At 34.5% G+C, this 21,003-nt stretch carries 22 protein-coding genes; 19 read left to right on the forward strand and 3 right to left on the reverse strand.

Features of this window, described 5'->3' with window-relative positions:
• The first annotated feature begins 293 nt into the window (after positions 1 to 293).
• The 18 genes from ACRD62_RS16780 to ACRD62_RS16865 all read left to right on the forward strand — a co-directional run bounded on the left by ACRD62_RS16780 (position 294) and on the right by ACRD62_RS16865 (position 16,633).
• Complete coding sequence (locus ACRD62_RS16780) at positions 294 to 1,085, forward strand: class I SAM-dependent methyltransferase (RefSeq protein ID WP_430821279.1); 792 nt, start codon at positions 294 to 296, stop codon at positions 1,083 to 1,085.
• Between the two features lie 79 nt (positions 1,086 to 1,164).
• A complete protein-coding gene (locus ACRD62_RS16785; protein ID WP_430821280.1) occupies positions 1,165 to 1,776 on the forward strand; it encodes a Crp/Fnr family transcriptional regulator in 612 nt (203 codons plus the stop codon).
• Positions 1,777 to 1,832: 56 nt separating this feature from the next.
• A complete protein-coding gene (locus ACRD62_RS16790) occupies positions 1,833 to 3,149 on the forward strand; it encodes a T9SS type A sorting domain-containing protein (RefSeq protein ID WP_430821281.1) in 1,317 nt (438 codons plus the stop codon).
• A 50-nt stretch (positions 3,150 to 3,199) separates the two neighbouring features.
• Positions 3,200 to 3,688 (forward strand): GyrI-like domain-containing protein, encoded by a 489-nt coding sequence (locus tag ACRD62_RS16795; protein ID WP_430821282.1) that lies wholly within the window; start codon positions 3,200 to 3,202, stop codon positions 3,686 to 3,688.
• A 99-nt stretch (positions 3,689 to 3,787) separates the two neighbouring features.
• Positions 3,788 to 5,215: an amidohydrolase family protein gene (locus ACRD62_RS16800; protein ID WP_430821283.1), complete on the forward strand. Its 1,428-nt coding sequence runs from the start codon at positions 3,788 to 3,790 to the stop codon at positions 5,213 to 5,215.
• 30 nt (positions 5,216 to 5,245) lie between these two features.
• Positions 5,246 to 6,013, forward strand: coding sequence for a DUF6090 family protein (locus ACRD62_RS16805; RefSeq protein ID WP_430821284.1), 768 nt, complete (start codon positions 5,246 to 5,248; stop codon positions 6,011 to 6,013).
• A gap of 167 nt (positions 6,014 to 6,180) precedes the next feature.
• Complete coding sequence (locus ACRD62_RS16810) at positions 6,181 to 6,834, forward strand: 3'-5' exonuclease (protein WP_430821285.1); 654 nt, start codon at positions 6,181 to 6,183, stop codon at positions 6,832 to 6,834.
• 57 nt (positions 6,835 to 6,891) lie between these two features.
• Positions 6,892 to 8,790, forward strand: coding sequence for a DUF294 nucleotidyltransferase-like domain-containing protein (locus tag ACRD62_RS16815; RefSeq protein ID WP_430821286.1), 1,899 nt, complete (start codon positions 6,892 to 6,894; stop codon positions 8,788 to 8,790).
• A 58-nt stretch (positions 8,791 to 8,848) separates the two neighbouring features.
• Positions 8,849 to 9,334, forward strand: a complete 486-nt coding sequence (locus ACRD62_RS16820) for a DUF1905 domain-containing protein (RefSeq protein WP_430821287.1) — start codon at positions 8,849 to 8,851, stop codon at positions 9,332 to 9,334.
• A gap of 147 nt (positions 9,335 to 9,481) precedes the next feature.
• The gene (locus tag ACRD62_RS16825; protein ID WP_430821288.1) at positions 9,482 to 11,062 is read left to right on the forward strand and encodes a PAS domain-containing sensor histidine kinase; all 1,581 of its coding nucleotides are present in this window, start codon (positions 9,482 to 9,484) and stop codon (positions 11,060 to 11,062) included.
• Between the two features lie 5 nt (positions 11,063 to 11,067).
• Positions 11,068 to 11,715: a response regulator transcription factor gene (locus tag ACRD62_RS16830; protein ID WP_430821289.1), complete on the forward strand. Its 648-nt coding sequence runs from the start codon at positions 11,068 to 11,070 to the stop codon at positions 11,713 to 11,715.
• A 105-nt stretch (positions 11,716 to 11,820) separates the two neighbouring features.
• Entirely contained in the window at positions 11,821 to 12,198 is a 378-nt protein-coding gene (locus ACRD62_RS16835) for a response regulator (protein ID WP_430821290.1), read from the forward strand.
• 425 nt (positions 12,199 to 12,623) lie between these two features.
• The gene (locus tag ACRD62_RS16840) at positions 12,624 to 13,277 is read left to right on the forward strand and encodes a hypothetical protein (RefSeq protein ID WP_430821291.1); all 654 of its coding nucleotides are present in this window, start codon (positions 12,624 to 12,626) and stop codon (positions 13,275 to 13,277) included.
• A 150-nt stretch (positions 13,278 to 13,427) separates the two neighbouring features.
• The gene (locus tag ACRD62_RS16845) at positions 13,428 to 13,835 is read left to right on the forward strand and encodes a gamma-glutamylcyclotransferase family protein (protein WP_430821292.1); all 408 of its coding nucleotides are present in this window, start codon (positions 13,428 to 13,430) and stop codon (positions 13,833 to 13,835) included.
• Positions 13,836 to 14,573 carry a L,D-transpeptidase family protein gene (locus ACRD62_RS16850; protein WP_430821294.1) on the forward strand — a complete coding sequence of 246 codons (738 nt, stop codon included), beginning with the start codon at positions 13,836 to 13,838 and terminating at the stop codon, positions 14,571 to 14,573.
• Between the two features lie 6 nt (positions 14,574 to 14,579).
• Complete coding sequence (locus ACRD62_RS16855) at positions 14,580 to 14,858, forward strand: hypothetical protein (RefSeq protein WP_430821295.1); 279 nt, start codon at positions 14,580 to 14,582, stop codon at positions 14,856 to 14,858.
• Between the two features lie 179 nt (positions 14,859 to 15,037).
• Positions 15,038 to 15,277, forward strand: coding sequence for a 4Fe-4S dicluster domain-containing protein (locus ACRD62_RS16860; RefSeq protein WP_430821296.1), 240 nt, complete (start codon positions 15,038 to 15,040; stop codon positions 15,275 to 15,277).
• Positions 15,278 to 15,307: 30 nt separating this feature from the next.
• Positions 15,308 to 16,633 (forward strand): DEAD/DEAH box helicase, encoded by a 1,326-nt coding sequence (locus ACRD62_RS16865; protein ID WP_430821297.1) that lies wholly within the window; start codon positions 15,308 to 15,310, stop codon positions 16,631 to 16,633.
• Between the two features lie 74 nt (positions 16,634 to 16,707).
• On the opposite strand, the gene ACRD62_RS16870 is transcribed toward ACRD62_RS16865, so the two are convergent.
• The 3 genes from ACRD62_RS16870 to ACRD62_RS16880 form a co-directional block, all read right to left on the reverse strand.
• Positions 16,708 to 17,271: a hypothetical protein gene (locus tag ACRD62_RS16870; protein ID WP_430821298.1), complete on the reverse strand. Its 564-nt coding sequence runs from the start codon at positions 17,269 to 17,271 to the stop codon at positions 16,708 to 16,710.
• Positions 17,264 to 17,782, reverse strand: a complete 519-nt coding sequence (locus ACRD62_RS16875; protein ID WP_430821299.1) for an RNA polymerase sigma factor — start codon at positions 17,780 to 17,782, stop codon at positions 17,264 to 17,266. Before ACRD62_RS16875 ends, ACRD62_RS16870 begins: the two co-directional genes overlap by 8 nt.
• 118 nt (positions 17,783 to 17,900) lie before the next feature.
• Positions 17,901 to 19,955, reverse strand: a complete 2,055-nt coding sequence (locus ACRD62_RS16880; protein ID WP_430821300.1) for a S9 family peptidase — start codon at positions 19,953 to 19,955, stop codon at positions 17,901 to 17,903.
• A 134-nt stretch (positions 19,956 to 20,089) separates the two neighbouring features.
• Here ACRD62_RS16880 and ACRD62_RS16885 point away from each other — a divergent pair, with 134 nt between their 5' ends.
• Positions 20,090 to 20,971 carry a DMT family transporter gene (locus tag ACRD62_RS16885; RefSeq protein ID WP_430821301.1) on the forward strand — a complete coding sequence of 294 codons (882 nt, stop codon included), beginning with the start codon at positions 20,090 to 20,092 and terminating at the stop codon, positions 20,969 to 20,971.
• Positions 20,972 to 21,003: the final 32 nt, after the last annotated feature.

Here is a 21,003-nt window from a genome sequence, read left to right on the forward strand (position 1 = left end):
TACTAAATATCAAGCATATAAACAAATAATTAAGAAGATAAAATACTGATTATGAACAAAAAAAGAGGGCATCCGTTTTTGGACACCCTCTTTTTGTTTGATAATATTTATACTATATCTTTATTTTGGGTGATGAAAATTACCAATGTATTTGTTATCAATGTGCAAGAGATACTAGCATTTAAAGTGATTTAGCTTTTTAATTTTTAAGGTTCTATAGACTATTAGTTATATTTATCTGCTTATAATAGATTATTGTGTATCTGTACAAAGCAAATTAAAACACGGAAATAATGAATTATATCGAAATCAATAAAAATCTTTGGAATAAAAAAACAGAAATACATTACGAATCTGATTTTTATGATGTAAAGTCATTTCTAAAGGGGAGAAGTTCATTAAATCCAATAGAGCTGAATTTGTTGGGTGATGTAAAAGATAAGAAAATATTGCATCTTCAATGTCACTTTGGGCAGGATACACTTTCGTTTGCCCGCATGGGAGCGAAGGCGACAGGTGTTGATTTATCAGACAAAGCGATTGAAAAGGCGCGACAGTTAAACGAGGCGGTTGGAATGGATGCAATATTTATTCAAAGCGATATTTATCAATTATCCGAAGTACTGGATGAGCAGTTTGATATTGTTTTTACTTCATACGGTACAATAGGTTGGCTTCCTGATATGGATAGGTGGGCTCAGGTAATCAATCATTTTTTAAAACCAGGTGGACAATTTCTGATTGTGGAGTTTCATCCTGTTGTATGGATGTTTAGTTACGACTTTACCAAGGTTGAGTATAATTATCTTAAATCCGATCCAATTGTGGAAGAAGAGGAAGGAACCTATACAAATAAAGATGCTGATATAAAAGAAACATCAGTAAGCTGGAATCATGGCATGGGAGAGGTGGTAAATGCTTTAATACATGCCGGATTAACAATAGCCGATATGCATGAGTATGATTATTCCCCTTACGATTGTTTTCAGAACACAGTTCAGATAGATGATGGAAAATATCAGATAAAAGGCTTGGAAGGTAAACTTCCTTTGTTATACTCTGTGTTAGCACAAAAGAGTCAGTAAATGTTCAATTTGTAAAGATTTTAAAGTATGTTGATTACAGCATTATTAGTCAATATTTAAGTCAGTTTATAAAACGAATATGAGTGCCATAACCCAATCAGAATACGAGCTTTTATATGATTTCCTTAGTGTCTCAGCACCTGTATCGGATGAACTTTTTCTGATGTTGAAAAAAGCATTCAAAAAGAAATGCTATAACAAAGGTGATTCTATTTTACGAGAAGGAGAGATTGAAACCCGATCAAAATTGGTGATGAGCGGGGTGGTGCATCAGTATATTTTTGAAGATGATGAACCTGTTACCATTAATATTACTCCCAAAGGTTTGGCATTTAATTGTATTAAGAGTTATGTCGAAGGTTCCCCTTCTATCGAAATTCATGAAGCAATAACTGATGTAGAGTTATTGTATATTGAGAAAGGTGAGCTGGAAGAAATGGCGAAACAAAGTCAGGAACTCAGCTATTTATTGTATAAGATTTATGAAACCATCCTTGCAGACCGCGAGAATCGTACATTGATGCTACAATATCGGAATCCAACCAAAAGGTTTCAGTTGTTTCACGAGATTGTAGAGCGGGCTCATTGGATATTGGGAGATACGCCGGATAAATATATTGCCAGTTATTTAAATATGACTCCACAGCAATACAGTAAAGAAAAACGTATGGCTGCAAAGAAGTTATCCTGAGATAACTTTCCTTTTAAGTGAATGTGTTTTTTTTGATCCATCAAATTAAAATAAGCATGTTTAAGTACACCTTTCTACTGTTATTGATCAACCTGTTTGTTTTTGAAGGTAAATCCCAGGTATCAGAAGCTGATATTCAAACACTTTTGTCAAAGCGTCATGGAGAGTCTGATAGAAGTATTGTTTTGAAAATTACTAATACAAAAGAGTATAAATTAGATAGTCTGGTTGAATTCAATTATAACGAGAACTCTCAGCAATGGGATAGACCATTCATCAAAGAATCTTTCACATATGATCATGACCAGGAAACTTTATGGATTTATTCATCGTGGGATGCGGGTGAAAATGTCTGGAGTGAACTAATGAAAGAAGAGATGAGCTACGATCAGGAAGGTAATCTTTCAGGTTTTGTTACTTATGTAATAGGTGTTGATAATGTATGGCATGAATTTATCAAAGAAGATTACCGATATAATACAAAGAATAAGCTCAAACAAACCAATCGTTTTGCATGGAAGTATAGCAGTAAACAATGGTTAGAAACAGAGCAAGTTTATTATAGTTATGATGATGAGGGAAAATTGCTGAAAGATAGTGTAATGCAATGGAGCTCAGATTTAGAAGAATGGGAGAAATCTTCGAAGAATGATTATACCTATATCCATACAGGTCTTCCTCACTATATTTATCATTCAGTTTATAATAAAGAATTAGCTGAATGGGAACAGGATGAATATGTTTGGTATTTATATAGTTACAGCTTTTGGCAATTGCTTTCAAAAACAGTGTATCATAAGCATGGCGAGGAATGGAAACGACATAAAATGGAATCATATATTAGAGGAGAAAGAGGCGATATTAATGGCAATAACTCTGTAGTTTGGGATTATTCCAATGAACAACCTGGTTTTGATTATAAGAATTCGGTATTTGAATATGATTATGATATCTCTTCTGATGCTATTTTGGTTCCTTATTATTTCAGAAATTCAGAATCGTTATACTATCATCATAAAATAATTGATAATAATCTGTTTAAGAAGGAAGAAGGTAGTACTGAAATGGAGCAATACCGTAAAATCAAATATTATTATTCAGATACAAATAGTTCTACTGATCTAAATGAGGCTGAAAATATTGATTTCAATGTTTATCCTAATCCTGCGAGTGATTTTATAACCATAGAATGTGAAGAATCTGTTCACACATATCAAATTGAGATCTATAATCTGGCAGGAAAGAAAATATTGCATAGAAATTTGACTTCTGGTTATGAAAGAATAGATGTGAGTCAACTTACTAAAGGAATTTATTTCTATTTGATATATTCTAATTCTAAACGGCAATCTGGTAAAGTATTAATTAACTAATGGTGCATATAATTTGTTGAGGTTGTAGTCTTTGCTACTTTTGTTTTCCTATGCAATTAGTTCCTCAAATTATTACTACACATCAACGGATTTTAGTTGGTAAAAAGCTACAGATGAGCTTGGCTAACTATAAAATTAGTGAGCTTTGGCGAAGTTTTATGCCTCAAAAAAGGGAGGTTAAGAATCGTTTGAATAATGATTTGATTTCATTAACGGTATATGATTCCAACTATTTCATGGCATTTGATCCTGAGAAAAATTTTATAAAATGGGCTGCTGTAGAAGTTACAAGTATGGATGAAGTGCCATCGGAGCTGGATATTATGGTTATACCTGAAGGAATGTATGCAGTATTCAATTATAAAGGATTAGCCTCAGATCATTCTTTCTTTCAATATTTACTGGGATCCTGGTTGCCTGCTTCTGAATATGTTCTGGATGCCCGACCTCATTTTGAAGTTTTGGGTGAAAAATATAGTAATACAGCTCCTGATTCTGAAGAAGAAATATGGATCCCTATTAAAAGCAAGCATAATTAATTACTTCATTTTGGCAGGTTTTATGGTCTTTATTTTTAGTCTATAAAACTATTTGTTAGATTTCAGGGTTATTTTTTATTGAAACAATAAATCTAACCTATGAAATTCCTGAAGAGATTACTTTATACACTATTAAGCTTAGTTCTTGTTGTTTGGTTGGCATCTGTAGTTATCTTACAATTAGAAAAAAATCAATCGGCATACCTGAAAATCAATAATCATCCCGAATTAAAAGCAAATTCATACATTATATCCAATGTGAATATTATTCCGATGACTGCAGATACTGTTTTGGAAAATATGACAGTATTGGTGGAGAATGGAGTTATTAAAGAAATAAGCAAAGCAAAACCTTTTGTTGAAGTTCCTATTATTGATGGGAAAGGTGGTTATTTATCTCCGGGATTGATAGATATGCATGTTCATCTTTGGGATCGCTTCGAATTAGGTCTTTACCTGGCTAATGGTGTCACAACAATCCGAAGTTTATTGGGGATGCCATTTCATCTGGAGGTTAAAGAACAATTGCAGAAGAGTGAGATCATAGGTCCGGAGTTTTATACTTCATCTCCACAATTTTCAGGGCCAGATGATGGTGATATCTTTCATAAACAAGTGAATACTCCGGAAGAAGCTGCACAATTAGTTATAAAATATAAAGAGGCTGGATACGATTATATAAAAACATACAATCTTTTACCAAAACATCTATTTGAAGCCGTACTTAATCAAGCTACTTTGTCAGGAATACCAGTGATCGCACATCCCAGTTTTCTAGTCGAGTACAAATATCATTTCGATGATAGAATTAGCACTGTTGAACATACCGAAGATATTTATCAGCAAGCATTAAACTATAAGTACGACCGTGAAAAGTTGCAGGAGGTAGTTGATGGCTATGCCCATTCAGGACAGACTCATTGTCCTACGATAACAGTATTTTTTAATCTAACTGAAATCTATAATAAAGGTGAAGCTTATCTTCAGTCGGAACAGATTGCATATCTCAATTCTTTTGTTGAGGATGTTGGCGGAGATTATAACAGGCATATGGCAATCCGATCAAGTGACTCATCATCCATTCAGCGAATCAATGAGCAACAACAGTTTCATATGGAAATTCTACAAAAGTTGTATGAAGCAGGTGTTAACATTGTTGCCGGAACCGATGCCGGCATCGTGAATACGGCAGCAGGTTTCTCAATTCATCAGGAACTGGAATTTTATGTGCAGGCTGGCATGAGTAATTATGAAGCTTTGCAAACGGCCACTAGAAATCCTTCCAAAGTGTATGAAGAATACTCTAACTTTGGAACAATTGACTTGGGTAAGCATGCTAATTTAATTCTCACTGAGGATAATCCATTAAAAGATTTGTCAACCCTAAAAAATCCGAAATGGGTAATGATAAAAGGAAGAAAGATTGAGAATGATCTGATGCAACAATTTAAAGATAAAGCCGCAAACAGGAAAAACTACCTGGCAACAATGATTAAGGCTATATCATATGTACTTTGGGGTAAATAATTTACCTGAAAATTGATCAAAATATAACAGATGAGGTTTTTTAGAATAATCAGACAAGCCCTTTTGTCAGATAATAAAATTAAGAAGTATGTTACGTATGCTTTTGGTGAAATAATATTAGTTGTGATTGGTATATTAATCGCTTTAGCCATCAATAATATCAATCAGGAACATAATATACGTAAAAAGGAAAAAGTGTATCTCGAAGGGTTGCAAAAAGAATTGGAAACCAGCAAAAATAAGTTGCAAGAGCTTATTAAGATTAATCATGCAAACTATGAAGGTGCAAAAAGGATCGTCTATTTTATTGAAAATCCTGATTCGTTAATATCAGAAGAGCAGTTTTCAGAATTGATATTTAATAGTCTGGCTTTCGATATTGCTTTCAATCCCAATAACTCCTTATTAAACGAAATGATTAATTCTGGTAGTTTAAAAGATATTTCAAATAACCAATTGAGGGTTTATCTTACTAATTGGATTTCGACACTTGATGATGTTGCTAAGCAGGAAGTTGATCTTGAAAAACAAAGAGAAAAGGTGATTAATATTCTATCTGGTGAAGAGTACAGTATTAAGACAATCTTTGATTTTAATCAGGGTATTAAAAGTCAAATTGATTTACCAACAAGTAAGATTACAAGAAGTAATCTGAAAATATTAGCTTCTCCTGAGTTTGAGAATAATCTTATCATGTTTATTCTATCAGCTTTTGCTACTGAGCAGAATCATTACATTCCTTTGCAAGATGAGCTTGATAGGATGATTGAGTTGATAACTGTGGAGTTGTCAAAATAAACTGTTGAATTGATTCTGAAAATCTTAATAGAGAATAGTATATAAACTTTTCAAGAATAAAAATTCATCAAAAGTAAATCGGAATCTAATCAAAGCAATGTTTTTATAAGTTGAAATTTTATGCTTTAGCCGATCATTAGTACATTTGCTGAGGCTAAATTCAATATATGAAAGACTACATCCTGTTTATTGATACAGAAACATCGGACAGACCACATCAATGGAACTCATCAACTGATGATATTCATAAGTGGCCATATGTATTGCAGGTATCCTGGACAGTTTGTAAAAGTAGTGGAGAAACTTTGTTTACGCGCGATTTTTATATTAATCCAGGTGAAATTCAAATCAATCCTAATGCATATAAAATCCATGGGATCAATCTTGAATTTTTGCAGCAAAACGGGATATCACGCGAGGATGCAATCATGAAATTGGTTGACGATATTAAAAAATACAAACCTTTATTGGTAGGGCATTTCCTAAAGTTTGATCTGCGAATGATTGAAGTGGCACTTAACCGTGTTGGAGAAACTCTTGATTTGGATGCTTTACCAAAGTTTTGTACCATGCTTAATACACGACGACCTTATGCTCCGATTGATACACCTATGTTGAGATTAAACCAATTGTATCAACAGCTCTTTAACAGAGAATTGAAAGATGCACATAATGCAAAAGTTGATGCAGTTGCAACAAAGGAATGCTTTTTTGAACAAGTAAAACAGGGAAAGATTGATGACAAGGTAATTCAGAGGCAGCAAAGGTATTTCAGAAAAAGTGGCAAACTCAGAGGTTTGTTACTGCAATTTTTGTCATGATATGACTTTTGTTTTTCCTGAAAAATTATTGTTTATAGCTTAGTTGAGTGTTTTGTTATGAAAGATAATAAAGAGTTTTTACAACATATATCCCCCTTTTGTATCTTACCTGATTCTATTCTCAAAGAGGTTTCTGATATGATGTCGATTAAGACATTTAAAAAAGATGAAACTATTTATATTCAGGATAAGAGTCCGGTTACCACAATTGATATCATTGTGAAGGGGGCTTATAAAGCCAATTTTTACGATAGTACAAATGTTCTTAGGTTAGAAGAATTATATAATAGTAATGATATCTACGGAGGAAGTTCTGTTCTTCTTAATAAGCAATTTTCCATTCGAACTGTTATTGCCCTTGAAGATACTGAGGTTCTTACTCTTGATAAAGAGGAGTTTAAAGCTTTGTGTCGCAGCTATCATGAGTTTTTTGAGTTCTTTTCAAATCAATTTGGCAATAAAATGCTGAATGATGCATATGCGCATTTTGTGAAGCAAAATACCATGTTTGAAGAGAACTTCATTGATGCCGACCTGATCTTTACACGTAAGATCGATACCATCACTCCACGTCTTTTAGTTACCTGTTCGCCTCAAACACCATTGCATGCAGTAGCTGCTTTAATGCGCGATAATGTTGTTAATTGTGTTTATATCAAAGAGGATAATGAATTGGTAGCCTTTGTATCAAAAGATACCATTATAACAAATGCCATTGCCAACGAAAAGAGTATTTATACTGAGGTGATGGAAGTTGCTGAAAAGGAAGTGGTAACCATTTCGAAAGATGCATTGGTTTATGAAGCTTTATTAGCTTTGTACCCTTCACAGAAAGAGTATCTCTTAGTCAAGGATGGAGAACAAAACCTTGGATATTTAAGTCGTTATCGTTTGTTGACAGAGCATGCTCAGTCACCTTTGGTTTTCATACAGTCTGTTAAATTATCCAATACCGTTTTTGAGTTAAAAGAAAAATGGGCGAAAGTTCCTGAGTTTATTGAGTCGATGTTGGGGAGAGGTGTGAATGCCGAAATTGTAAATCGTATCATAAGCACGATTGCTGATGAAATTCTTTTCAGGGTGATAAAAGGTGTGATTAAAGAGATGCCTCCAGCACCTGCGCAATTCTGTTTTATGGTTTTGGGTAGTGAAGGACGAAATGAACAAACACTGGCTACTGATCAGGATAATGCAATTATATACGAAGACAAAGCAAATCTTCAGAGAGAAACAGTAAGGGCTTATTTTCTTGAATTTGCCAATCGTATATCAACGCGTCTGGATGATATTGGTTTTAAGTTTTGTACCGGAGGATTTATGGCGAAAAATCCAAAGTGGTGTCATTCATTATCGCATTGGAAGCGCAATTATGATAGCTGGATTGCAGAGCCGGCACCTGATCAGGTTGTTAAATTTTCAACCTTCTTCGATTGCCGGTTTGTTTATGGCGATAAGTCGTTGTTTGATGAGTTACATCATCATATGCTGGATTGTATCGATAAAGCGCCTCCAAAATTTTTATATAACCTGGTAAGTAACACTTTGCAATATGAGGTTCCTTTAACTGTTTTTAAAGGAATTAAGACCTTTGTGAAAAACGACAAAAAGGTTTTTAATATTAAGCATTCGATGAGTACCATTGTTGATATGGCACGTATGTATGCATTACAACATAAAATTCAGGATAACAATACCGGAGCGAGACTTAAAGAGTTGCACAAAGCAGGTCATTTTGATGAGTCTCAATACAAAGAGTTGCTCAATGCCTATTATTATTTAATGGGATTAAGGTTGAAAAATCAATCAACCCAAATATTGCGTGATTTTACCGAAGCAACCAATTTTCTGGAGTTAAAAAGGTTGACGGCTGTTGAACAGGCTACCCTACGTGAAATTTTTAAATTTATTAAAGATATGCAATGGGTTATTAAAGCCAGATTTAATATAAATCGTTAATTTAAGCTTCTGACTTGGCACTTATTTAGCTGCCTGTTAAGTGGTAAAGCTTTTAACGATGAAGAATAAGCAAAGAATACCAATTGTTGATAAAAATTACCTCCTTGAAAAGTTTCCAGGAAAAGGAGGGTGGACCTATGCCGAAATTCCTGAAGTTGAACCTGATAAACATGCCTGGTTTAATTGGATAAAAGTCTGTGGATATATTGATAACTATGAGTTAAAACATTCCCGATTAATGCCAATGGGTAATGGCAAACTATTTCTACCTGTAAAAACGGCTATACGAAAAGCTATTAAGAAACAAGAAGGAGACACAGTGCATATCGTTCTCTTTCCTGATGATTCTTTAATTGAGATTCCAAAAGAGTTGTCTGTTTGCTTTGATTTTGAAGATACACGATTAAAAACTGCTTTTGAAAAGGAACCGGAAGGAAGGCGCAAAGAATTTATTGAGTGGATTGCAGAGGCTCGTAAAGAAGAAACGAAAGCAAAACGAATTGGAAGATGTATAGACTATCTGAAGGATAAATATAACTTATAAGTACTTAATAAATAATTTACAATATATTATCAAAATTGTGAAACCACGATTTGTAGAAGTCGTAGTAAAAAATATTTAAAGCAAACACAATAATCAATATTGTTTTTATTTATTCTTATATTTAAATAAAATCAGGATAAGAAAATTTTGGAAATAAAGAATTCATTACAAGATAAGTCGCTTAATCAGGATGAGTTAAATGATAAGATACTGAAAAAAGTATTTCTTGTTCTAACAGTTCTCGTTGTTCCGGTTGTCATAATTGCTGTTATTCGATCGTATCTGATCTCTGGTGAATTGAGCACCGTTGGTTTAACTGGACTAACGCTGATATTAAGCCTTTCATTTTTATTTTATACCAATTGGCAAACACGCTTTCGAATCCATCTATTCCTGATAGTTTTGATATTGTTGGCAGCATTTGGCATGTATCACTATGGCTTCTTTGCCTTGAGTAAATACGCCCTTGTATTGGTGCCGGTCTTTTCTATTCTTTATTTGTCGTACAGACGAACCTTGGTTTTTGGTTTTATTTCACTTCTCGTTTATATTGTTTTTGGGACTTTATATGTGCTCAATGTCATACCATATAAAATTGATACCAGTACTCTGGCAAAATTGTCAACTACATGGATTACAGATGGTTTGGTGCTGGTTATCATTTCATTGTCGATAAGCACTGTGGTTTACAATATGGTTAGTGCCTATAAAACAGAGGTTAGCAAACTAAAGGCCAGCGAAGAAATGCTTTATAATAGTTTAAATGATCTCCCATTACCGGTTGCCATTGTTAATAAAGGATACCAGATTCTTTTCCTGAATAATAGTTTTGTAAACCAGTTGGGATATTCGTTAAATGATGGAGCGGATGTTTATTCAATTTTAAAGTTGGCGATACCAGAATTCAGAGTTTTTCAGGAAGTCATCAAAGAATGGCAGTTTAATATCGATAATGCTTTTAATAACAAGGTTTTGCCTCCAGTAAAAGAGTATGTGTATAAATGTAAGAATGGAGAAGAACGGATTGCAGAGATTCACTACAGTTTATCGAATGATAAAATATTGCTGATGTTTGTAGATCTGACGGAACGAAAGCAGAGGTTGAAAGAGATTGTTAAGGCCATTGTTCAAACAGAAGAAAAGGAGAGAGGTAGGGTGGCCAAAGAATTACACGACGGATTAGGACCTTTAATCTCAACTGCTAAAATTTATGCACACAGTCTTACAAAAGTAAAGGATCAAAGTGTTATCGATAATTATAATTTGCGATTACAACAGATTTTGGATGAATCTATTAATGAAATTAAAGATATTTCAAATAACCTAAGCCCCCATATTCTTCGAAATTATGGATTAAAAGATGCTGTACTGACTTTTGTTGAGAAGCTTAGACCTGTGTCTGAAATACATTTTTCTATTGATATTGATGTGCAGTCAACATTAAACGAAGTTACACAGTTCACAACTTATAGGTCTGTTGTTGAGTTGATTAATAATTCAATTAAACACTCAAAAGCTAAAGATATTGTTGTTGAAATTCAGGATAAAGAGGAGGGGCTTTTTATTGCATTTCGGGATAATGGAGTTGGTTTTGATTATGAAAAAAACAAGAACAAAGGTTTTGGATTAAATAATCTGATTGCCAGAATCGATAATATTGGCGGAAGTTTTAATTACTCAACCAGCCCTGATGAAGGAGTTGAAATAAAGGTTTATTTACCATTGTAACGATTATGATACGAATTGTTTTAGTTGAAGATTTAGATTTGATACGGGAAGGAATCAGAGTATTGGTTTCACAAATTGATGATTTTGAAATAGTAGCTGAATATAGCAATGGTAAAGAACTGGTTGATAATATTAAGCACTTGCAGGTAGATATCATAGTAACAGATATCGATATGCCGGTGATGGATGGTATTACTGCAACACGAAAAGTGTTAGCTGTGAGATCCGATTTAAAGGTTATAGCCTTATCGTTGTATAACGAATCACAGTATTATCACGATCTGGTTGCTGCCGGAGCTAAGGGGTTTATTCTTAAACAAGCAAGTATACAGGAGCTTGAAGAGGGAATACGTGAAGTATATAAAGGAGGTAGCTACTTTTCACAGGAATTATTGCAGAATGTTATTAAAAACATGAAGTATCAGGACTCTGGTTTAAAGGCAAATGACGATTCAGAAAATATCACAGAGAAAGAAGCCGAGATGTTGAAACATATCTGCGAAGGATTAACAAATCAGGAATTGGCAGATAAGTTATTTGTAAGTGTAAAAACTATCGAAAGCAATAAGGCTCGCCTTATGCGAAAAACGAATTCGAGAAATAATGCAGCTCTCATTTTATGGGCTATAAAAAACAAAATAGTGAAACTGTAAAATATAGGGATTTCCCTATGTGAAAACCATGTTTTCACTGTCTTTTGTTAAGTAAATCATATCTACCTTGCATACTAGAATAACGTACATCGTTATGTACAACTTGTGAGGAAACAACATCCAAATATAATTATAGTTAATAGTTCGAAAAGTATGGTGGATGCTATTGTTGATTTTATTGAAAGCAATAGCGAATATATAATATTAGGTAGCGCGCCAGACTGTAAAATGCTGTTAAAATCACCAGAGCTTAACGAAGCTGATTTGGTACTGATCGATATTGATATTCTTGATGATGAGAGTAAAGAATCAGTTAGCATGCTAAAAGCAATAAGACCAGATTTCAAGCTTATAGCAATTAGTATGTACAGTGAAAAGGTATACTGGGAGGATTTTTATGAAGCAGGATTTTCTGCGGTTGTGCATAAATATATGATTACAGAGGAACTACTGAGTACTATTAACAGGTTGATAAATGGATAGTTATAGATAATGCAGTTTTGTTGTAAAAGGTACCATAAAACTGAAATGGATGATAAATAAAAGAATGAAGGAATAAAATAATAAGTGAGGTAAACAACGCAATTTTTGAGTGGAATATGTTACCCAGTAAAATAGCATCAAAGGTTGAGGGAATAGGTATTAGTTTGAAGTATAATTGAATAGGCAAGGGGGTTTAAAAGAAGCCATTTCCTTTTTTAAGCTAAAAAATACGTAGTATCGGGTAACTTTTTATAGGGGGAGTCGTGAGGTCTTGTAACGCAAAGTTACAGGGCCTCGCTTCATTTATGACTATCTGTAAAAAACTTGGTTGGCTAATTTATTTGATCTTTTGACCAGAATCTTACATCCCATTTTGTAGTTTGATGGTAGCTTAGTTGTATGTTATAAATCCTAATCCAAAAGTTATGAAAATCAACCTTATCCTATTAGCTACTTTATTGTTAAGTCAAATTGTGATTGGTCAGAATCCAGTTAATTCAAGTTACTTATTTGATGTATTTACCGATGCCACCATTCTAATGAAAGATGGTACAACAGCAAAAGCCAAATTAAATTATAATACGCTGGATGAACAGATGGTTTTTATGCAAGATGACCAGGAATTGGCTATAGCAGAACCTTCAAAAGTAAAGAGTGTAAAGATTCATCAATTTACCTTTGTATATGGTTTTGCTGAGGCCTTCTTAGAGGTTTTATCCATTGGCGATAATCAGGTTTTTCTTCGTCATAAAACAAAGTTGCAGAATGGAGGATTGGCTGCAGGATATGGTACTTACAGTGAATCAAGTTCAGCTCAAAGCTATACTTCAGTTCAAGGTGCCGGAGGCAGAGCTCCTCAAATAGATGTTGATCAGTCAAACAGAATCATGGAAGAGGATGTATTATATGTTTTTAATGAAGGTGAATTCTATCCGGTATTAACGAAGAAACGTTTAATGAAAGTGTTTCCGGATATGAAGGATGATATAGAGAACTTTGTGAAAAATCAGAATACAGATTTTAAAAAAGTAGGGGATGTATATAAAATAATGGTTTTCTGCTATTCTCAGAAAAAGTAGTATGGTTTGATTCAATAGGTTAATTGTGAATTTGTTTTAGTGGTTAGGCTGTCTGCAAGATTGTAGGCAGCCTTTTGCGTTTTTATTTAGAAAAATGAAAACAAAGTTGAATTTTATTACCTTACAAAATATTCAGGAAATACTTTAGTAATGACACTTTTATTTGTTTACGGTACACTTTTATATAAGGTAGATAGCAGGATGGCAAATTTTTTAAAGGATAATGGACGACATTTAGGTAGTGCATACATAAATGGAAGATTATATGAAATAGATGGATATCCGGGAGTTGTAGTTTCAGATAAATCTGGTGAGAAGGTAATCGGGAATATATTTGCAATAGAAGATGAAGAGACTGTTTTTACAGAACTGGATAAATATGAAGAAGTAGGACCTACCTTCGCACAACCGAATGAATATAAGAGAGAAAAACTGGAAGCATTTATGAATGATGGACAAAAAGTAAGGTGTTGGGTGTATACTTACAATCATTCGGTTGATAAGTTAAGGCAAATTGCATCAGGAGATTATTGGTCGTATGTAAATAAATCAAATTAAATGGTCAAAATAATTCTTGGAATATTATTTATGGGTGGTTTGTTTGCGAATGGTTTTAAAGCTGATCAGAAAAAATTTAAAAGAGTGGCTGATGCCTATCTAGAAAAGGAAGCAGGGTTAAAAACTCTTTTAACTCAATATGGTCTTAATTTGGATCAGCTTGAAGTGTATCTGCGAGCTTTCAAGACTGAAAAGGAACTGGAGCTTTGGGCCAGAGACAAGACTGATAAAAATTTTCAATTGATTAAAACATATAAAATATGTGCAACTAGTGGAAAAATAGGCCCAAAAAGAAAACAAGGTGATTTACAGATACCCGAAGGTTTTTATCATATCAGTGCTTTTAATCCGCAAAGTAAATTTTATTTGTCAATGCGACTCAATTATCCCAATGCTTCAGATAAGATCTTAAGTGATAAAAAATATCCCGGGAACGATATTTATATACATGGCGATTGTGTTACCATTGGTTGTTTGCCCATTACTGATGATCAGATAAAAGAACTTTATTTAATCTGTGTTGAAGCACGTCAGAATGGTCAGAAGAAAATTCCAGTGACGATTTTTCCTGCTCGGTTAACAGATAATCGTTTTACAGAACTAAAAGAGAAATATCAATCTAACATTGAGGTAGTAAACTTATGGAATGATTTAAAAATCGGATATGAATTGTTCAATCAAAAAAGACAATTGTTCTCTGTGAATTTTTTGCCAGATGGACGGCATGAAGTGAAGTAGTTTTATATGTTGCCAATAAATAGACTAATATCAGATTTTCTGTTCTCCAATGGAGCTCAATTGGTACGTTTTGTTGATGTGTCTCATCTTAATAAAAAGCAAACACTGGGTTATAAATCAGCGGTATTAATTCTTATTCCTTTATCGCCAGCCTACATCCAGGAAGTATCTGCCAATCCCGATTATGTGAAAGATATGTTGCGAACCAAGCAAATGAATCAAGATCAATTTCATTTAACCGAACAAAAATTGATAACCTGGCTGATATTCTGGCAACCTATTTAACAGACCATGGGTATGAGGCTTATTCTCAGTCAGAAAAAAATCTGGAAAAAAGCCAACGTTATAATTTACAGGAGTTACGAACTCCGGTACCACATAAAACCATTGCTCTGCTTGCAGGTTTAGGATGGATTGGTAAGCATAACCTGCTTGTTCATCCAGACTATGGAAGTGCTCTTTGTATGTGTTCTGTTTTAACCAATGCACCCCTGGAAACAGAGAATCATGAAATAATCACCAGTAAATGCGGACAATGCAATGAGTGTGTAAAAGCATGCGTCCCAAAAGCTTTAAAAGGTATTACCTGGAATCAGCAACTGGACAGAAATGACTTGTTGAATATTGAAAATTGTACTACTTGCCTGCAATGCATGATGGCTTGTCCATGGACACAGAAATTTGCTTCAACTCTTACCCTGTAAGTATGAGATATGTTTGTTTATCTTTGCGGGATGAAAGCTATGGAAGATCAAATTAAGAACTATATAAATGCTTTGGGAATAAGTGAGTTAAAGCCAATGCAGCAAGAGATGCTCACAACCGCTGCAGCGGGTAAAGATATCATTTTACTTTCGCCAACAGGTTCGGGCAAAACACTGGCCTTTTTATTACCCTTACTTTTAAAACTGAATCCTGAAAAGGAAGTTGTTCAATTAATGATTTTAGCCCCTTCGCGAGAGTTGGCTATTCAGATAGAGCAGGTTTTTAGAGAGTTGAAGACCGGATTAAAGGTCCTGTGTAGCTATGGAGGACACTCTATTCAAACGGAACGAAACAGCTTTTTACATCCACCCACTGTATTAATAGGCACACCAGGTAGAATTGCCGATCATGTTCGTCGTGAACGTTTTTCGTTTGATCACCTGAAATATTTGGTGCTCGATGAATTTGATAAATCACTAGAATTGGGTTTTCAGGCTGAGATGAAAGAAATCATCTTTCAATTGAAAGCGCTGAAGCAGCGAGTACTGACTTCAGCTACCAACTTAAAGGATATTCCTGCTTTTGTGGGAATTAAGAATGCTCAAACCCTTAGTTATATCAGTGAAGTAGAAAAACCTCTTACCTTGACCTTGAAAGGAGTTCGCTCGGAAGGTAAAGATAAACTGGATGCTTTTTTTAAACTGGTTTGTCATTTGGGTAACGAGCCAATGCTTGTTTTTGTAAATCATCGCGAAGCAGCCGATCGAATCAGTAATCACCTGCATGATATGGGCCTGAGACATGATGTTTTTCATGGAGGCATGAAGCAGGAAGACAGAGAGCGTGCTTTAATCAAATTTAGAAATGGCAGTCATCATTTATTAATAACAACCGATTTGGCATCGCGTGGTTTGGATATTCCTGAAATAAAATATGTGATTCATTATCATTTACCAGGTAAAGAAGATGCCTATATACATCGAAACGGACGAACTGCCCGAATGAATGCAGAAGGAACTGTATACTTATTACTGGCAGAAGAAGAACCTTTGCCTGAATATATTAAAACAGAATTACAGTTCGAAGAGGTAAATTCGTATACCGAATTGCCCGAGTTACCCGACTGGACAACTCTTTATATTGGTAGTGGGAAAAAAGACAAAGTCAATAAAATTGACATTGTTGGTTTGTTTTTTAAGAAAGGAAGGTTACAGAAGGATGAATTGGGGCGAATAGATGTGCTTGATCATTCGGCCTTTGTAGCGGTTAAAAGTGGCAAAGTAAAAAAACTACTTCAAAATCTTAAGAACGAGAAGATAAAAGGGAAGAAGCTGAAGATGGAAGTATCGAAGTAATATTATTTCGAATTAAAAATAAACAGCTGTGGTTACATTATCATATCACAGCTGTCTTTTTTTAGGTTTTGGTTTCAATTCTCTAACTCATCAATCAGTGCTAAGGCATTATCGCGTATAGGCTTTTGTCGTTTGCGCCATACCAATACGCCAATAATAAAACTTGCAGTTATTGCAATTACAAATATTATTTGAAACTGAATTATATCTGATATAGCTTCATGTGTCATGGGTATTTCTACCTTGTTAAGCGAAGAAGCAATATTAATGAGTAGAACGGCTCCGATAGCTATTGTCAGCTTTGGTTGAAAGAGTTTATATCTTTGAGCGGCTTTACGAAGCATCAAAATCGTAGGGAGTGAATAGTCAATCTGACGATATTCCTTATTGGCTTTTCGGAATAAAAGGGCAAAAGTGATCCATGCCAGTACATAAAAGAATCCACTTAATGAATCAGTCCAACTGTTATCTTCATCAAATACAAAATGAAAGATAAAAACGAGTGCATATACAGCACCAAATACAAAATAAAAGATTTTAAATCGATTGGTTGATTTTATGCTTTTTTCATCTTCACTCCTTAATTTAGAGATAAGTTCGTTAAGATGTATTTGTGGTTTATTTGATTTGTTATTCATGGCCATCTGGTTTTAATTTGGTTTTCAATTGTTCTTTAATACGATGAATCTTAACCTTTACATTGGGTTCGGTTATGCCAATAATATCAGCAATCTCACGCATGGTTAATCCTTCAAGAAGAAGAGTTATGAGAGATTTGTCAATTACCGATAACTGATTTAGCTCTGTTTGCAACTGGTTCAGTTTTCTTTCGAGTCTTACTTTGTTTTCCGTATCATCTTCATCCAGCAGATTGTGGATGTTAGATGTATCGGTATTAACAATCAGTTTCATTTTACGGAAGCTTTTACCGGTAAAGCTTAATGAAGTATTCACAGCAATTCGGTAGATCCATGTACTGATGGCAGCATCGCCTCTGAAAGAATGTAAACTGTTCCAGATGTTGATAAGTATCTCCTGATACATATCTTTTTGTTCATCCGGATCGGAATTGTAATAGCTGCAAATGCGCATTATTTTAGTTCCATGATCAGATACCAGTTCATTAAACTGTTGTTCTTTGTTTTTCATTCTTTAATTAGGTTTTGCTATTTAGATGGCCTAACAATTGAATCGTTACATTTTTTTTATTAAAAAATAAAACCCGACAATTGCCGGGTTTATTTATAAGTTCGAAAATAATAAAAAACTACCAATCCAATCCATACTGATCGCTGATATCTAAAGGAGGCATTGGTCCATCCAAGGGCTTCAGATCTTTAACATACCAATCCATCCAGGCAATTTGGCGGTACAGAACATCGATTTGTCCCACTTGTTTGCGGTTACCATGTCCTTCGCCCGGATATTGCACGAGTCGCACAGCCGGATGATGATTCATCTTCATTCTTCTATATAACTCATAACTTTGAGTAGGATGTACTCTAGGATCATCAGCACCACCATATATAAGTGTGGCAGTCTTACTCCGATGTGCATAATAAATAGGGCTTCGTTTTAGACTAATATCCCACATTTCTTCCAATGGTTTCCCACTGTGTACGTATAACTCTTCGTAAGGAATATCAGTAGTACCACGTTTACTGATAATATCGCTAATACCCACAAACATACCAACGGCTTTAACATAGTCGGTGTAGTAGGTGGCAAACCAGGCAGAGGCATATCCTCCATATGATCCACCAGCCATACCAACTCTATCACGGTCAGCACCTTTTTCTTTTACAAGGTAATCAATTGCATCTGCCAAATCATCGAATTCAGTTCCGGCCGGATCTTCAAATCCATGCATGCCGAAATCTACACCATAACCAGTACTGGCCCGGTAGTTGATATAGGCTACTAGATAACCTTTACCTGCCATAACCTGTCCTGGCGTTGCATATCGACATAACCAGCCATTTGAATGGTGCGATTCAGGACCTCCGTGAACAAACATAATGAGTGGGTATGTTTCATTCTCGTTGTAACCTACCGGTTTAATTAACAAACCTTCTATTTCCAGGCCATCGCGGGCATTAAATTTTATTACTTCCTGTTTCCCTAAAGTTCTCTCATTTAATACAGGGTTGATGTTTTTAACTTGCTTTAAAGCTTTTTTACTATCCCAAGTGTAGATATCGGATGCATTAGTTGGTGTAGATGCGCTAAAGACGAAGGTTTTAAAGTCATTGGAATAAAGAGGAGAACTAAAGATTATTCCATTTTCTTCAGAATCGAGGAGAAGGCTTCTCTTTTCCTTATTGACTGAAAAAGTGTATAATTTATTATTGACACCTTCTTCGCCAATATATAACAACTCTTTGTTATTCTTCCAGTCGGCCCAGGTAATATGTCCTTTGTATTTATCAGGTGTTATGTTCTCTGTTTTTTGAGTATTTAAATCAAAAATATAAGCCTGACTAACTGAATGATCATTGATGTTTAAAGCCCCGGTATAAACAAGTTTTGTTCCATCCGGACTAAAAGAATAATTACCTAATTTCCCTTCGTTGCTTAATTGATGAGATACTGTGCTGGATTCAAGGTTATAGATTTTTATTTTTCTGAACATGTATTTCTGATCGATCAAATTGAGCTCACTGCAACTGTAGGCAATTTGTTTTCCTTGTTTATCAAAAGTAAAATCCCATATATTTCCTTTGGTAGTAATGGCCTTAAGATCTGTAGGTTTAAATTCAATATCAAAATTTTGAATCCATAAGTGGTTATTGATTATGTCTTCTTCGTAAAAAATAAAATCGTATCCTCGTTTTTCCAATTCCTTTTGTTTGTCAGTTTTTCCAACAGAAGCAATGTAGGCAATGGCATTGTTTTGCGGGCTCCATTGAAAGCTATTTACTCCTGTAGGAGAATTTGTAATTTGGTATTCATTTCCATCATTAGAAATAAAAAATACTTGTCTGGTTCCTTTAATGTTCTTTATAACAGCCAACAATGATCCATCGTTATTCCACTGAGGAGATGAAGCTTTTTGGTCGTCATCAAACAAAGGTTTTGACTCGTTGGTATTAAGGTCCAAAATCATATAAGTTGATATGGCTCCACCCGGTTTATCATTTGCCGAACGAGGAGTGTAAATGCTATACATAAGCTTTGAGCCATCAGGGGTTAATTGATTTGTATGGATTGATTTAAGACTTAATAAATCAGCCGGACTCAAAACTGACTGGCTGAAAGCTGAAAACATACCCATTGCTAAAACTACAATTAGTACAGTTAACTTTTTAAATGGAGACTTCATGAGTATATGATTAAAATTTTAATAAAAGTAATAAGAATGTATAGTACTTATAACAGAATTGCTTTCTATCTGTTTTAATGCTCTCTGTTTATAGCCGAAAATATACTAGTTTAGTGTCTTCTAAATTTTACTTTATGCCCTGGAATAAAAAATGGTTTCAGTTTTCAGTTCTGCTAGTGTTGGCCTTTGTATGGGGAAGCTCTTTTATTCTCATGAAAATTGGTTTGAAAAGCTTTGAAAGTGATCAGGCAGCTTCCATTCGAATAGGTTCTGCCTTTCTGGTATTGTTACCCTATTCCATAAAAAGCTTCAGGGTTTTAAAAAAGAAAGATCTGAAGAGTTTATTAATAGCTGGTTTTTTGGGTAGCCTGATACCTGCATTTTTATTTACAAAGGCACAAACTCGAATTGACAGTGCTTTAGCAGGTATGTTAAATTCACTTACTCCGGTTTTTACTTTTATCGTTGGTTTGCTGCTGTATAAAAGTACCTTTAAAAATGCACAGTTTTTAGGAATTCTTATGGGGTTACTGGGTGCTGCAGGATTAATCTCAATGGGTGGAGGACTCGATTTAGGGCAAGTAAATAGCTATGCCTTATTTATCGTTTTGGCAACCATTTGCTATGGTGTTAATATTAATGAGATTAAAGCCAGACTAACGCATTTAAATGGAGTTCAGATTACTTCTCTATCCTTTTTCTTTATTGGTCCCGTGGCTATTTTTTATTTCTTGACAACCAACATTACTAATGCAATTCAGCATGAGGGATGGTATATACATTTAGGCGCTTTAATTTTATTGGGGATTGTGGGAACTGCCCTGGCCATGCTTGTAATGAATACTTTAATTAGATATGCTTCTGCAGTTTTTGCTTCTTCTGTAACATATATCATACCCGTGTTTGCAATTCTTTGGGGATTGATTGATGGAGAATCCATTTCGTTGATGCAGATAGTTTTTATGGCTGTTATTTTAACAGGAGTCTACCTGATTAATAGAATGAAAGGCAAATAAAAAGAGCTGCTCAAAGGCAGCTCCTATTAGAT

Source organism: Carboxylicivirga caseinilyticus (assembly GCF_050589785.1).
Taxonomy (GTDB): domain Bacteria; phylum Bacteroidota; class Bacteroidia; order Bacteroidales; family Marinilabiliaceae; genus Carboxylicivirga; species Carboxylicivirga caseinilyticus.

Excerpts from the sequence above, each read along its gene's own strand:
- ACRD62_RS16805 (WP_430821284.1), top strand. The coding sequence starts at position 5,246 with ATGAGGTTTTTTAGAATAATCAGACAAGCCCTTTTGTCAGATAATAAA.
- ACRD62_RS16880 (WP_430821300.1), bottom strand. The coding sequence starts at position 19,955 with ATGAAGTCTCCATTTAAAAAGTTAACTGTACTAATTGTAGTTTTAGCA.
- ACRD62_RS16810 (WP_430821285.1), top strand. The coding sequence starts at position 6,181 with ATGAAAGACTACATCCTGTTTATTGATACAGAAACATCGGACAGACCA.
- ACRD62_RS16840 (WP_430821291.1), top strand. The coding sequence starts at position 12,624 with ATGAAAATCAACCTTATCCTATTAGCTACTTTATTGTTAAGTCAAATT.
- ACRD62_RS16865 (WP_430821297.1), top strand. The coding sequence starts at position 15,308 with ATGAAAGCTATGGAAGATCAAATTAAGAACTATATAAATGCTTTGGGA.
- ACRD62_RS16790 (WP_430821281.1), top strand. The coding sequence starts at position 1,833 with ATGTTTAAGTACACCTTTCTACTGTTATTGATCAACCTGTTTGTTTTT.
- ACRD62_RS16850 (WP_430821294.1), top strand. The coding sequence starts at position 13,836 with ATGGTCAAAATAATTCTTGGAATATTATTTATGGGTGGTTTGTTTGCG.
- ACRD62_RS16870 (WP_430821298.1), bottom strand. The coding sequence starts at position 17,271 with ATGAATAACAAATCAAATAAACCACAAATACATCTTAACGAACTTATC.
- ACRD62_RS16860 (WP_430821296.1), top strand. The coding sequence starts at position 15,038 with ATGTGTTCTGTTTTAACCAATGCACCCCTGGAAACAGAGAATCATGAA.
- ACRD62_RS16855 (WP_430821295.1), top strand. The coding sequence starts at position 14,580 with ATGTTGCCAATAAATAGACTAATATCAGATTTTCTGTTCTCCAATGGA.
- ACRD62_RS16820 (WP_430821287.1), top strand. The coding sequence starts at position 8,849 with ATGAAGAATAAGCAAAGAATACCAATTGTTGATAAAAATTACCTCCTT.
- ACRD62_RS16830 (WP_430821289.1), top strand. The coding sequence starts at position 11,068 with ATGATACGAATTGTTTTAGTTGAAGATTTAGATTTGATACGGGAAGGA.
- ACRD62_RS16795 (WP_430821282.1), top strand. The coding sequence starts at position 3,200 with ATGCAATTAGTTCCTCAAATTATTACTACACATCAACGGATTTTAGTT.
- ACRD62_RS16875 (WP_430821299.1), bottom strand. The coding sequence starts at position 17,782 with ATGAAAAACAAAGAACAACAGTTTAATGAACTGGTATCTGATCATGGA.
- ACRD62_RS16815 (WP_430821286.1), top strand. The coding sequence starts at position 6,892 with ATGAAAGATAATAAAGAGTTTTTACAACATATATCCCCCTTTTGTATC.
- ACRD62_RS16800 (WP_430821283.1), top strand. The coding sequence starts at position 3,788 with ATGAAATTCCTGAAGAGATTACTTTATACACTATTAAGCTTAGTTCTT.
- ACRD62_RS16885 (WP_430821301.1), top strand. The coding sequence starts at position 20,090 with ATGCCCTGGAATAAAAAATGGTTTCAGTTTTCAGTTCTGCTAGTGTTG.
- ACRD62_RS16845 (WP_430821292.1), top strand. The coding sequence starts at position 13,428 with ATGACACTTTTATTTGTTTACGGTACACTTTTATATAAGGTAGATAGC.
- ACRD62_RS16780 (WP_430821279.1), top strand. The coding sequence starts at position 294 with ATGAATTATATCGAAATCAATAAAAATCTTTGGAATAAAAAAACAGAA.
- ACRD62_RS16785 (WP_430821280.1), top strand. The coding sequence starts at position 1,165 with ATGAGTGCCATAACCCAATCAGAATACGAGCTTTTATATGATTTCCTT.